This is a genomic window from Chryseobacterium sp. S0630 (assembly GCF_024158915.1).
In the GTDB taxonomy this organism is placed as follows: Bacteria; Bacteroidota; Bacteroidia; order Flavobacteriales; family Weeksellaceae; genus Chryseobacterium.
This window is the reverse complement of sequence record NZ_JAMZGF010000056.1, coordinates 20,691-34,099: the sequence shown is the minus strand read 5'-3', so window position 1 is coordinate 34,099 and position 13,409 is coordinate 20,691. Positions and strand designations below refer to the sequence as shown.

At 35.8% G+C, this 13,409-nt stretch carries 13 protein-coding genes; 8 read left to right on the top strand and 5 right to left on the bottom strand.

What is annotated here, in order from left to right; all coding sequences use genetic code 11:
* Positions 1 to 253 precede the first annotated feature (253 nt).
* On the bottom strand, positions 254 to 640 hold the full coding sequence (locus NK356_RS19430) for a hypothetical protein (RefSeq protein ID WP_253317796.1): 387 nt from the start codon (positions 638 to 640) through the stop codon (positions 254 to 256).
* Between the two features lie 435 nt (positions 641 to 1,075).
* On the opposite strand from NK356_RS19430, the gene NK356_RS19425 reads away from it, so the two are divergent.
* Positions 1,076 to 3,607 (top strand): DUF5686 family protein, encoded by a 2,532-nt coding sequence (locus NK356_RS19425; RefSeq protein WP_253317795.1) that lies wholly within the window; start codon positions 1,076 to 1,078, stop codon positions 3,605 to 3,607.
* A 68-nt stretch (positions 3,608 to 3,675) separates the two neighbouring features.
* Here NK356_RS19425 and NK356_RS19420 read toward each other — a convergent pair whose 3' ends face one another.
* From NK356_RS19420 to rplU, 4 genes are all read right to left on the bottom strand, one after another.
* Entirely contained in the window at positions 3,676 to 3,849 is a 174-nt protein-coding gene (locus NK356_RS19420) for a hypothetical protein (protein WP_156106379.1), read from the bottom strand.
* 203 nt (positions 3,850 to 4,052) lie between these two features.
* Entirely contained in the window at positions 4,053 to 4,220 is a 168-nt protein-coding gene (locus NK356_RS19415) for a hypothetical protein (protein WP_156106380.1), read from the bottom strand.
* A 173-nt stretch (positions 4,221 to 4,393) separates the two neighbouring features.
* Positions 4,394 to 4,651 carry a 50S ribosomal protein L27 gene (gene rpmA / locus NK356_RS19410; RefSeq protein ID WP_002984034.1) on the bottom strand — a complete coding sequence of 86 codons (258 nt, stop codon included), beginning with the start codon at positions 4,649 to 4,651 and terminating at the stop codon, positions 4,394 to 4,396.
* A gap of 12 nt (positions 4,652 to 4,663) precedes the next feature.
* Complete coding sequence (gene rplU, locus NK356_RS19405) at positions 4,664 to 5,242, bottom strand: 50S ribosomal protein L21 (RefSeq protein ID WP_076597840.1); 579 nt, start codon at positions 5,240 to 5,242, stop codon at positions 4,664 to 4,666.
* Between the two features lie 184 nt (positions 5,243 to 5,426).
* Here rplU and NK356_RS19400 point away from each other — a divergent pair, with 184 nt between their 5' ends.
* The 7 genes from NK356_RS19400 to NK356_RS19370 all read left to right on the top strand — a co-directional run bounded on the left by NK356_RS19400 (position 5,427) and on the right by NK356_RS19370 (position 13,280).
* Positions 5,427 to 6,314, top strand: a complete 888-nt coding sequence (locus NK356_RS19400) for a metalloprotease (RefSeq protein ID WP_034692758.1) — start codon at positions 5,427 to 5,429, stop codon at positions 6,312 to 6,314.
* Positions 6,315 to 6,459: 145 nt separating this feature from the next.
* A complete protein-coding gene (locus NK356_RS19395; protein ID WP_253317794.1) occupies positions 6,460 to 7,548 on the top strand; it encodes an acyltransferase family protein in 1,089 nt (362 codons plus the stop codon).
* A 74-nt stretch (positions 7,549 to 7,622) separates the two neighbouring features.
* On the top strand, positions 7,623 to 8,201 hold the full coding sequence (locus NK356_RS19390; RefSeq protein ID WP_062676098.1) for a tRNA-(ms[2]io[6]A)-hydroxylase: 579 nt from the start codon (positions 7,623 to 7,625) through the stop codon (positions 8,199 to 8,201).
* A 24-nt stretch (positions 8,202 to 8,225) separates the two neighbouring features.
* The gene (locus tag NK356_RS19385) at positions 8,226 to 8,843 is read left to right on the top strand and encodes a DUF502 domain-containing protein (protein ID WP_034692765.1); all 618 of its coding nucleotides are present in this window, start codon (positions 8,226 to 8,228) and stop codon (positions 8,841 to 8,843) included.
* Positions 8,844 to 8,938: 95 nt separating this feature from the next.
* A complete protein-coding gene (locus NK356_RS19380) occupies positions 8,939 to 10,315 on the top strand; it encodes a tryptophanase (protein WP_034692767.1) in 1,377 nt (458 codons plus the stop codon).
* 728 nt (positions 10,316 to 11,043) lie between these two features.
* Positions 11,044 to 12,120, top strand: a complete 1,077-nt coding sequence (locus NK356_RS19375; RefSeq protein WP_253317793.1) for an FAD-dependent monooxygenase — start codon at positions 11,044 to 11,046, stop codon at positions 12,118 to 12,120.
* Positions 12,120 to 13,280: a pyridoxal phosphate-dependent aminotransferase gene (locus tag NK356_RS19370; RefSeq protein ID WP_253317792.1), complete on the top strand. Its 1,161-nt coding sequence runs from the start codon at positions 12,120 to 12,122 to the stop codon at positions 13,278 to 13,280. The genes NK356_RS19375 and NK356_RS19370 overlap by 1 nt, the downstream gene beginning before the upstream one ends.
* Positions 13,281 to 13,409 lie beyond the last annotated feature (129 nt).

The window sequence follows — 13,409 nt, the reverse complement described above, 5'->3', positions numbered from 1 at the left end:
CTTATTTTTGAGAAAAGGCTCAGATTATAAAATCTAAGCCCTGACTTTTTAACTTACACACTTTACGGGATAGTGTCCTAAAGATTTTTAAAGCATTAAAAAATGATTGGTTCTACCACAGACAGGCATAGCCAATCATTTTGATTTTAAGCCACATCACTATATCAAATTTGAAATAACATATTAGATATTTGATAAGAAGAAATGATTGGTTTTACTACAACTACACTATAGTAAAACCAATCACTCTTATCTAATCCCCAACAACAATTGGATAGTTCTCATCACAATCCTTAAACAACTCATCAAACTTCTGAATAATCATATTTTTAAGATAAGTGAAGGTTTTATCTAGCTTTTTAGTCTTAATATAATTTTTAAGTTTGGTTTTACTCCTACCCTTTGTAGCATCAGAACCAAAATCCTGTTTCCAAAAAGTATACTCTAATTTATTCCCCAGATTAGCAATTTCTGTATCAGTAAGACCTTCAGTAAATCTATCATCCACAATCATCAAAGAATCAAACATTAGAAAATCATTGAATAGTGTAACATTTTTGTATGGTTCGTATAAATCACAGAAATTCAATATTCCAAACTTTTCTAATTCCTTTGAGTTGTATTTTAATTCTATTCTCAAAAGTTCATAATCAAGTTTATTTTGTCTGCCTTTATCATAGATTTTAAAAGTGTAATTTCCTGATTTAAATTTCTTTAGTACAAACCCGTTTTTATCTTAAAACTCAATCACCTCTAACTGTTAATCAGAGGGTCGCTGGTTCGAGCCCAGCAGGAGGAGCAAAAAAGACTTACATTTCTGTAAGTCTTTTTTCATTTTATAAATCCTTAAAACAGCATCTGAATATGCTATAGAGATTGTGACTTATACTCTCTTTTAATTCCCTGATTATTATATTTTAAGCATTAAAATTTCCTGGTTAATTTTTAACCCATACATATATTATTTTCGCTATTTTTGTCGTTTTATAGGATAGAATAAAAATATTTTATTTTTTTACCTATTTTTTAAATAAACTGCATGCTTTTTGTTTATGATAATTGCCTGAAGAAACGAATGATGTTAAACAATAACTCCCAAAAACACTATCTTTTATTTTTCTTTCTGATTCTCGCCGGTTCCGTATGCGCTCAAAACAAAGCGAGCGGTAAGGTGGTTGACGAAAAGAACAGTAAAGAACTCAATAAAGTTGATATCTTTATCAACGACAGTAAAACACCTGCCCTGACGACAACTTCAGGCAGTTTCATCATTCAGTCTGATAGCATCATTCATCAGTTAAAATTTTCCAGAAAAAATTATACTACAGAAACCCTTGATATCACTCCCGAAAATGCTGACAATATTTTCGTACAGCTTTCGCAGGCTAAAGTAAGTGATATTCAGGAAATTGTTCTTCAAAGCGGAAAAACAAAATACAAAAGCAAGAAAGAAAATCCGGCTTATGCCATTATGCAGAAAGTCTGGGCACAAAAAAGAAATAACGGACTGGAAAAATTCGATACCTATTCTTATAAAGAGTATGAAAAAACACAGTTTGACCTGAACAATCTTGACAGCGCATTCATGAAGAAAAAGATTTTCAATAAATTGGATTTCATTTTCGATTATGCAGATTCCACAGCAAGCGGAAGACTTGGACTTCCTATTTTCCTGAACGAAGCCGTTTATGAAAATTATGGTAAAAATAAACCCGAAAAGGACAGTAAAAGAACATTAGTAGCCCAAAAGACTTCAGGTTTTCAGGACAATCAGGTGATTACGGTTTCTGCTAAAAACTTATACCGTGATATCAATATCTACGACAATACTCTGAATTATTTCGATATCGGATTCCAGAGCCCTGTTGGAAGTGATGGTTTTGGCACTTACGATTATAGCCTTATGGACACCATTACGATTCGTGGTGAGAAAGCCTTTCAGATAAGGTATCAGCCCAAGAGAAAAGACATTCTCGCATTCCAGGGAAACCTTTATATTGATACCGATACTTATGCTGTTTTAGGAGCAACATTAAAGTCAACACAGAAGATCAACGTCAACTTTGTCAACAGTGTGTATACTCAGGTAGAATACGACAATCCTGATGACGCTACATTTCTTCCTAAAAAACTGATCACCGAATTTGAAATGAGTCCTTTCTCAAAAAAGAAAGGCGCAAAAAGTATCATCGCCAAAAGATCGGTAGATTATTCCGAATATCAATTCAACAAACCTCTTGACCCTAAAGTATTCAAACGTACCGAAGAAGAATACGAAGACAAGTTCACCAATAAAGACGATGCATATTGGACTAAAGCCAGACCTGACACCTTATCTAAAGCAGAACAGGGCGTTTATAACATGCTTGACCAGCTTCAGCAGACTCCGAAATTCAACCGAATGGTAAAACTGTTTGAAACGCTTGGTTCAAGGTATTATAATGCCTTTAAAGGAATAGATATTGGTCCTATTTTCTCAATTTACGGAAGAAATGAAGTAGAAGGTGACAGAATAAGATTAGGAGCAAGAACCTATTTCGGATTGAATGATACCTGGAGAGCTCAGTTTTATACAGCGTATGGGTTCAAAGATCAACAGTTTAAATATGGAGTGGAAGCAAGATATATGTTCAATAAGCTTAACCGCTTTATGATTGGAGCAGGCACCAGCAGAGATATTGTTCAGCTTGGGGGACAGCTTACATCAGGTGATGGTGTTACGCCGCAATCTTCATCTACCAGTACCTTTTTTGCAAGAGGAGAAAACATTTCTTTAAGTTCGGTAAACAAAACAAGCGTTTTTGCTGCTATTGAACCATGGAAAAATTTCCAGATCAGAGTAGATGGAGTAATGCAGAGTATTAAGTCTGCTATTCCTGAGAAATTCAATCTGATGTATTATAAAGACGGGCAGTTGAGACAAACAGTTAATGACTCGCACGTTACCATCAGTTTAATTGCCAAACCTGGTGCAAAATTCTCACAAACTGGTATTGACCGCTACCAAGCCAGAAACTTGGCTCCAACTATCGTTTTAAGATATACACGAGGGATTGAAGGATTATTTAATGCCGATTTCAATTATGACAAACTTCAATTCATGCTTTATAAGCCGTTTTTAATTGGAAGTATGGGAAAATTAGTGGTTAATTTCGAAGCTGGAAAGAATTTCAATACAGTTCCTTTGGCACTACAGAATATTATTCCTGCCAACCTTTCCTATGGTCTGGTACCGAATACATTCTCTCAGCTTAACTATTATGAGTTTGTTACGGATGCGTATACGACTCTTCAATTAGAACACCATTTTAACGGTAAGATCCTTTCTTACATTCCTTTGATTAAAAAGCTAAAATTGAGAGAAGTTGCCTTTATCAGAGGAGCGTATGGAACACTTAGCGATGCTTCCAAAGCAATTAATGTAGAAGGTTTTAAATATTCTGCACCAAGCGAACATATCTATTATGAATATGGATTCGGGATTGAAAATATAGGAATTGGAAACCTTAGAATCTTCAGAGTGGATTTCAACTGGAGAGGAAATTATCTGGACAGACCTGATATTTCTAAATTCGGGGTTAAAGCAGGATTCCAGGTAGGATTCTAAACGGAACATAATATAAAACAGGTTCGGCGGCTTCTTTGAAGCCGCCGAACTTTATTGTAAAGCTTTAATTAAAAGCATTCGCAAGGCTCTTCTACATCAAGAAGGCAACGCATTTTCTGCTCCTTTGTCAGTCCACACCACGTACTACATGAAGTAATTGGCTTTGGTGGACACCATACTGTACCCGCTCCTCCGTTGATTTCTTTAAGGCTCTTTTTCGTTAATTTTTTCAAATTTTTCATGATTGTTTAGTTTTATTTGTTGCCTACTCTCTTTGCTTTTCGGCTTCCGCAATGATTTTTTATTGGTTTACGGACAAATATATCAATATTTCACAACCACGAGATATTATTTAACGTTTTTTAATATTAAAAAAAACTGAACACTATCAAAGGTTCAGCTCTATTTGTGATCTTAAAGAAGATTCGGATTATACTTTCCGATACTATTCAAAACATTCTGTGCATGGCTGAGAAAGAATACAGTGTGATTTCTGCCATGGAGTCCATCTGCACCACTCATCACAAGACTGAAACATGGAAGGACATTCTGCTGCTACACCTCCGGTTAATGCTTTTAAATTCTTTCTGGTTAATTTTCTTACATTTTTCATAGATATTTTGTTTTAATATAGACCTACTCTTTTGCTTTTCGGCTATCGCAACTGAGTCAAAACTGAACAGTTAACAAATATAAAATATTTCACGAATAAATGAATATATCAAAAACAGCCAATAAAAAAACCTCAGTAAAAACTGAGGTTTTAATTTTTATAAAACGCTTAAATTATGCGTTTGGCTCTACAGATACGAAAGATCTGTTGTTTGCTTTCTTTCTGAAAACTACTTTACCATCTACTAATGCAAACAAAGTGTGATCTTTACCGATTCCCACGTTATCACCTGGGTGGTGCTGAGTACCTCTTTGTCTAACAATAATATTTCCGGCAATAGCTTCTTGTCCTCCGAAAATCTTCACACCTAATCTTTTAGAGTGAGACTCTCTACCGTTCTTGGAACTACCGACTCCTTTCTTGTGTGCCATTTTATTACTGGATTATTTATTAAGTGCTTTAAATTGATCGATATTCTTAATGATAGCAGCATCTACTTCTTCATGAGTAAGAATATTCTTTTCTAATTCAACTTTAACTGCTTTACCTAAAGTAATTAAAGTTTCTCTGTTCTCTTTAGACTGAGACAAGTTGTTTTTCTTTAAGTGATAGTTCAATTCGTGATCTTCACCAAAGTTAACAGTTGCGTTGTCTGAAAGAACTTCACCTTTCACAGTTTCTTTTTTAGCAGCAGCTTTTTTAGCTCCACCCTCAAAACCTGTAATACCAGTGATTACGATTTGAGTTAAAGATTGTCTGTGACCGTTTTTCACTTTGTAACCTTTTCTTCTTTTCTTTTTGAAAACGATTACTTTATCAGCTTTAACGTGGTCAAGGATCTCTGCTTCTACAGTGATTCCGTTTACAGCTGGGGCGCCTACAGTGATTGCACCGTTTACAGTAAGAAGAACTTTATCGAAAGAAACTTTTCCTCCTTTATCTCCTTTTAAACGGTTTACAAACAACTTCTGGTCTTGCTCAACTTTGTATTGAAGCCCTGCTATTTCTACAATTGCAAACATTGTTTATAAATTTTTAGTTATTTCGAGGTGCAAATATACATATAAATTTCTAAATAGCTTACAATCAAAGCAATGTTTTTTTAATTAAAATCCTATTCACTATGTTTTGAATAATTTTTTTCAATAATGTACTCACACTTAAGAGATAATTTCATACCTTCGTTTTACCAAATTGAATTTATATATGAAAAGAAACTTTAATCTCTGCTTACTAGCAGGTGCCATTGCTGTTACTTCATTAACAGCATGTAGCGATGACCAAATGGACAACAATGTTCAACCTCAGCAAGAAGCACTAAGTGCAAAAATTGATCAGCCTGGGGATCTTGAAAAAATCTGTTCTTATGTAGACAACAACTGGAGTACGAATTCAGTTCTATTGACAGGGCTTCAAAACTCCACAGACACCAATTTTATGAATGCACAAATGACTAAAATTGCAAGCATGTGGGGAAGAAGCAATCCTCTTCTGAGATTTGTAAATGACCCTACTAATTTTAATTCTACCTACAATGCTATATCTTATGGCAATGGAAGAATTTATTACGGTTATGCGATCTATTATGATGCAAAAGCTAAAGGCGGTGATATTGTAAACGCAATGATCCTTGCCCACGAGTACGGACATCAGCTGCAGTATATCTTCAATCTCCCTTCTGTATCAGAATCAACGTACAGACCAAACGAGCTTGAAGCGGACGGTTTTGCAGGATATTATTTGAGAAGACCTAACGGATACAATAAAACCAGTTTCGCAGAAATTGCAGCGGCTTATGAATTTGCTCAAAGCATTGGCGACTATCAGACAACCAATGTAAACCATCACGGAACACCTGCACAGAGAAGATCAGCAGTTCGTTTAGGATTCCTTTTAGGACAGTATGATCTTAATGCATCCAATTTCGATTACAACTTCTTCTATTACTATCAGGGAGTATTAAATGGTACTTACAAGATGGCTAAGAACACTGTAAATCCAGAAATTGACGCATACATGAGTCAATATATTGATGAGCTTAGAAAAATTCAGTCAGGAGAAATTTCTGCAGAAGAATTTAAACATCTTCAATAAACGAGAACATTCATTTTTAGCATATTTAAGAAAGGAGGCGGGCAGTATGTACCGCCCCTTTTTTTGTTTTTAATTACTATTCTATTTTATCAAATCAATTTCTTTGTATTTTTGAAACAGCAAAAAAAACACCCAAGTAACTATAATGAACAGAGATCTCTACATTGATTTCGCCAAAGGATTGGCAACACTCTCCATCATATTTATCCATACAGCATTCTGGTCTGGACAATTTTATATTCCCGCAGAAGTAAGAGTTTTCTCTCTGGTTTTCGATGTAGCCCTTTTTTATGCACTCAGCGGTATTACTTCCGGAGCCAATATTGAAAAAACATTATACCGTCTTCTGAAGCTTCAGATAACCTATATGATTTTTGTAACCTTTCTGTTCTTTTTAGATTACTTTTTTAAAGTGTTTGGGTTAAGCTTTTTTTCCATGGAATGGCTTCAGAGCTTTTACTCTACATTTGGTTCAAAATATTCTACAACCAGCATTTCAACATACCCTCAGTGGCAAAACCTGGGAAACTGGTATCTTCATCAATACACCAATGCTGATACTTTTCCGGTAGTAATGGGAAGTTTCTGGTATCTTAAAGTGTATTATGTACTCACTGTTTTCGGAGTGCTTATCCTAAGGTTTTTCCCAAAACATATCAATTGGTTCATTGGACTTTGTATTGCTTTAACCTTATTATTCAACATCTTCCCGGAATATTATCCTACAGGACAGGTGGGATACGTAGCTTTTTATCTTGCTGTATTCTTAATTGGCCACAAAATGCGTGGAAAAAAGATCCCTACCAAAGCCATTCCTGTATTATATGGACTTGTAGGAGCAGCTCTCATATGGATGTTCTGGTACTACGGAGGAGACATCTTCTATAAAATCAACAAAAATAAATTCCCACCAAAAATTCCTTACATCATCTGGGCATTATTCTCTCTGGTGACCTTATTTATTCTTTACAACCGATTGAAAATCACAAAAGAAAACTTCATTAACCATATCGGAAAAAATGCTATTTTCTTCTATTTTGCACAGGGAATCAGCTCTTCGCTTGTCTATTTTCTGGTCGTTCCGTTAAAAGAAAATATGCCATGGTGGCTTTTGATGCTCATTATTTATGGGATTAATATCATTTTAGCTTTCATTATTTCTGCAGGATTGAAAAAAGTAGATGCCACAGGTTGGAATATTCTGGAATTCTTAAGAAAAAAGACCGCATCTTAAGACTTTAAGGATCAAATTGAAATAAAGTCACATTTCTTACCTCAATTTGTTTAAATTTACAAAAATTTTACAACATGTTTAAGTTGAAACTACCTACCGATCCAAGGTGGGCAAATATTGCAGAAGGAAACATTGGAGAAATTTTAACGGATCATGCCTGGTGCGAGCAGAAAGCAGCTACCAATGCCATAGGCCTGATAACGATGCTTCCGGAATATCCTGAGATTGTGACTGAACTTCTTGCCATTGCACAAGAGGAACTGGATCACTTCAATCAGGTACATGAGATCATCAAAAAAAGAGGCTTTACTTTTGGAAGAGCAAGAAAAGATGATTACGTGAATGAACTGGCAAAATTTATTGTACAGGGAAGCAGAGAAGACCTCATCGTAGACAAAATGCTTTTTGCTGCCATGATTGAAGCCAGAAGCTGCGAAAGATTCAAAGTTCTGACGGAAAATATCAAAGACGAAGAACTTAAGGTTTTCTACAAAGAACTGATGATTTCTGAGGCCAATCATTATACTACTTTCATCGGATTTGCAAGACAACTCGGAGATCCGGAAAAAGTAAACAAACGTTGGGAAGAATGGCTGGAATATGAAGCCAATATTATTAAATCCTACGGAAATAAAGAAACCATCCACGGTTAACATAAGAATAGTAAAGAATACACCTTGAAGAAGCCAAGCTTTGAAAATATCGCCAATATGTTCCTGAAAAACTTTTTTCAGGGATTGGTTATCATTGGACCTATCGGGCTTACAATTTTTGTAATCTGGTATATTGTAAGCGCAATTGACAATCTTGTTCCTTCTCTGGCCAAGCAGATTCCTGGGCTTGTATTCGTATCTATTATACTTTTTACTGCTATTTTAGGATATTTAGGAAATAAATTCGTGGTCGGAAGATTCTTTTTCGATACCATGGACAGCTTACTGGAGAAAACTCCGGGAGTAAAACACATTTACACTCCTACGAAAGACGTCATGTCTTCATTCGTAGGTGACAAGAAAAAATTCAACGATCCTGTATGGGTAAAAACCAACGAGAATCCGGAAATCTGGAGAATCGGCTTTTTAACTCAAAAAGAAATGTCGGACGTTGACAAGCATAATTACGTTGCGGTATACCTTCCCCACTCGTACGCCATCTCGGGCTGGGTAATTGTTACTGAAGAAAAAAACATCAAACCTGTAGTGGGAATGACAGCAGCTTCTGCCATGAAGTTTGCAGTGAGCGGCGGTGTAGCCGGATTCCATTCTGATGAAAATATATTTAAGGCTCCGGAATAATCTCTTTCCTTTCCTTATTTATAACATTGATGAATTTTGAAAAATTATTTTCAAGCACATTTTCTTTACAAACAATTTAAAACATAATTTAACTCATGAATTTACCGTACGCGGAACCTTTCCGCATTAAAATGGTGGAAGAAATCTATCAATCCACCAGAGAAGAAAGAGAGCAATGGCTTAAAGAAGCTAATTATAACCTTTTCAACTTAAGATCTTCACATGTTTATATTGACCTGCTTACCGATTCCGGAACAGGAGCAATGTCTGATAAACAATGGTCTGCTTTGATGACCGGAGACGAAAGCTATGCCGGATCACGTTCTTTTGAACAGCTACAGAAAACCGTTGAAAAAATCACAGGATTCAAATATTTATTACCAACACACCAGGGAAGAGCTGCAGAAAACGTTCTTTTCTCAGTATTGGTAAAAGAAGGCGACGTAGTTCCGGGAAACTCGCATTTTGATACAACAAAAGGGCATATCGAAATCAGAAAGGCACACGCTATTGATTGTACGATAGACGAAGCTTTTGACATTAATGATCTTCACCCATTCAAAGGAAATATCAACCTTGAAAAACTTGAAGAAGTTTATAAAAGCCACCCTAAAGAAAACATTCCATTCTGTTTAATTACCATTACTTGTAACTCTTCTGGTGGGCAACCTGTTTCTTTGGAAAATATGAAAGCCGTAAAAGCTCTTTCTGACCAATACGGAATCCCTGTATTCTTTGACTCAGCGAGATTTGCAGAGAATGCTTACTTCATCAAAAAAAGAGAAGCAGGACAGGAAAACAGAAGCATTAAGGACATCTGTAAAGAGATTTTCTCTTACGGAGACGGAATGACAATGAGTTCCAAAAAAGATGGTTTGGTAAACATCGGAGGATTCATTGCTTTGAACAACGAAGAAGTTTTCAGAAAAGCTTCTAACTTCACCATTATCTACGAAGGTTTCATTACCTACGGAGGAATGGCCGGAAGAGATATGGCAGCACTGGCAGTGGGTCTTGACGAAGCTACTGAGTTTGCTTACCTTGAAAGCAGAATTTCTCAGGTCGAATATCTTGGAAATAAACTGATTGAATATGGAATTCCTGTTCAGAAACCTATCGGAGGACACGCTGTATTCATCGATTCTTTAAACTTCCTTCCCAATGTTTCCCGTGAAGAATATCCGGCTCAGACATTAGGTCTTGAAATTTATAAAGAAGCAGGGATCAGAACTGTAGAAATCGGGACTTTACTGGCAGACAGAGATCCTGCTACAAGAGAAAACCGTTATCCAAAGTTAGAACTGGTACGTCTGGCAATTCCTAGAAGAACGTATACCAACAACCACATGGATTATATTGCTGCTGCCATCAAAAACGTATACGAAAGACGTGACGAAATAGCAAAAGGATACAAGATTACGTGGGAACCGGAAATCTTAAGACACTTTACTGTTCAGCTTGAAAAAGCTTAATTATAAAACCGGAATTTTTTCCGGTTTTTTTATGCCTAAAAACTCAAAGTTTGTTTGCAAAAAAACAATCTGATTCTTTACATTATCAAAACAAACTATCACCTGACAAACACAGATAAATCAATCATATTTTTTTATCACATATTGTATCTTAACCTGATTTCGGGATAAGAATTTCTGATTGAGATGGTTTTGAAGCTGGGAGCTGGAAGAAGGAAGGTATGAAGAGCATCAACAATGGCTGTTTCTCTTTTTTAAGAGTCAATTTCAATTTGTTTAAACTTTTGTTTATTGAAACATTAAGATGTATTAAGGTGTTGAGAGTATTAAGATGAGCTTCGCTTTAAGCTTAAAATCAGAATGATTCATCTTAACTATACTTTATTTCTTAAATCCTTCTTAAGGGTTTTAATAGATATCCAATATTTTTTGATAAGTTGAAGCAACTTCTGTATTTACTTGTGAAGCGGCTGTAATTTTATAACTAAAAATAATTACCTCCATCCTATTTCTTCCAGCTTCCAGCTTCCAGCTTCCCGCCTTCAATATTACTTTACTTAACCCGAACTCAGGTTATCTTATGCTTTTCGTTTTATTTTTCATGAAATCAAAATCAAATTGACTCATTTTTTGAAATAGTGAAGGTTTTTAATTTTAATTTTGCACTTACCTAAGGGAGATTAAAAAGATACTTAAAAAACCAACCTGAAAAACACTTTATTCCGAAAATGAAGAAAATTGCTGTCGTGGGCGCCGGTATTTCTGGCTTGAGCATGGCGAATTACTTAGAAAAGCACAAAATCGACTACCACATTTACGAAAGGAGAAAAAAAGAAGATCTGGCTGGTCACGGTTTTCTCATTCCACAGGAAGGAATGGATTATCTTTACCAGATTATTGACCCTGAACTGCTTCTTAAGCATGGAAACTTTCTAACAAAATACACAAAGTATTCTCATACCGGAAAAGTTTTGGCTGAAAAGAAACTGGAGCACGTTTTCGCTATTTCAAGACACTCATTAATCAATTTATTATCCCAAAACATTGCTCCGGAAAAGATTACATACGAAGAAACCATCATTATTGATGATTTACAGAACGGTAAACTGAAGCTTTCAGGCGGAACGATTATTGATGCTGACATTGCTGTCATCTCTGATGGTTCCAGAAGCCGGATCAGAAAACATCTTTTTAAAGATGAAATGATGAGGGCAGTAAGAGAAAGTGAAGTCGTGAATATCATTCAAAACAAAGAAATTGCAGATTCTATTGAAAATGATTTTATGAAGTTTCACCATGAAGACGGAGGCCTTACTTTCGGGATTCTTAAACTTTCTGATGATACTGTTCTTTGGTATTCACAGTTTGACAACCAACAATATATGATCAATGAATGTTCTGTGGAGAACTTAAGAAAATACATGATTGAAGTTTTTGAAAACTGGCATCCTCTAATCCCCGAAATCATCCAAAAATCAGACTATAAAAATGTACATTTATGGAATGTTTATGAACTTGAAAAACTCAATCCATTTTATCAGGAAAACACAGTATTCATAGGCGATGCAGCGCACCCACTGATTCCATTTACCAGTCAAGGAGTTACCTCTGCCCTGAAAGACTCGCTCTTATTAACGAAATATTTAGTTGAAGAAGAAAATATACAGACCGCTTTCAGTAAATACGAAGCAGAGAGAAAACCTGAAATCGAGGTTCATATCAACAACGGAAGGATATTACTCAATCAGTTTCTGCTTCCGCTAAGCCAACAAACAGAAAATATTTTACCCATATCTTATAAATAATGATGTTCACCAATAACGATATCAATTTTGAAGCCCTGAAAAGAAAGGCGTATAACGGAAGATGGGCTACGCTTGAAGACGGAATCATTCCTCTTACGGCAGCTGATCCTGACTTCAGAACAGCACCTGAAATAGAACAGGGAATTATTGAATACCTGAAAGACGGTTACCTCAGCTATGGCCCGTTTTCCGGACTTCCGGAGTTTAAGAAAAGCGTTGCAGATCATTTTAACCTGGAAAAACATGGAAGTTTCTCACCGGAGAATGTTCTGGCTGTCAACAGTGCTGCCCAGGGAATGTTCCTTATTGCATCTTATGTTCTCAATCCCGGAGATGAAGCCATTATTCTGGATCCTGTAGATTTTCTTTTCAAGAAATCAGTAGAAACTGCAGGTGGTAAAGTAATGCTCTGCCCTGTGGATACTACAACAGGAGAAATTGATTTTGAAAAACTGGTTTCTTTAATCAATCCCAGGACTAAACTTATCAGCATATGCAACCCGCACAATCCGCTTGGAAAAGTTTATTCTAAGGAAGTATTGATAAAAGTAGCAGAAATTGCATCTGCTCATGATCTTTGGGTAATGAGTGATGAAATCTGGAGTGATATTATTTATGATCATAAAGACTTTCATACGTATTCTTCCGTTTCGGAGAAGGCAAAGAGAAAGAGCTTTACCGTGTATGGGTTTTCAAAATCATTTGGAATAGCAGGATTAAGAATTGGAGCTGTACTCTGCAATGATCAGGATATTCTTGAAGATTTCACAGAGAAATCTAATTTCAACTCCACCATAGAAGGTGTTTCTACGCTGTCTCAGATTGCAGGAAGTGTAGCACTGGAGAAGGCAAAACCCTGGTACAAAGAGTTCTTAACTCATTTACAGAGCAACAGAGATCTTGCTTTTAAATTATTAAGCCGTTCAGAAATAGTAACCCCCAATCTCCCTGAAGCCACTTTTGTCCTGTTTCCGAAGATTGAAAACGGAATGTCCAGTGATCAATTTGCCCAACATGTCCTGACACACGGAAAGGTTGCCCTTGTTCCCGGATCGGAAAGATGGTTCGGAAAAGGAGCGGAAGGACATATCAGAATTTGCTTCTCCACCTCACAGGAAATTTTAGAAGAAGGGATTAACAGAATCATTACCAGCTTTTAACATTAAAAATTTTAATTAAATTTAAATAATAGATTATTATTTTTCTGAAATTATCACAAATCAACACGGAATTAAGATTTTCGTACTAAATATTTAATTTTAGTATTGATTTAAAAATAAATATTGATA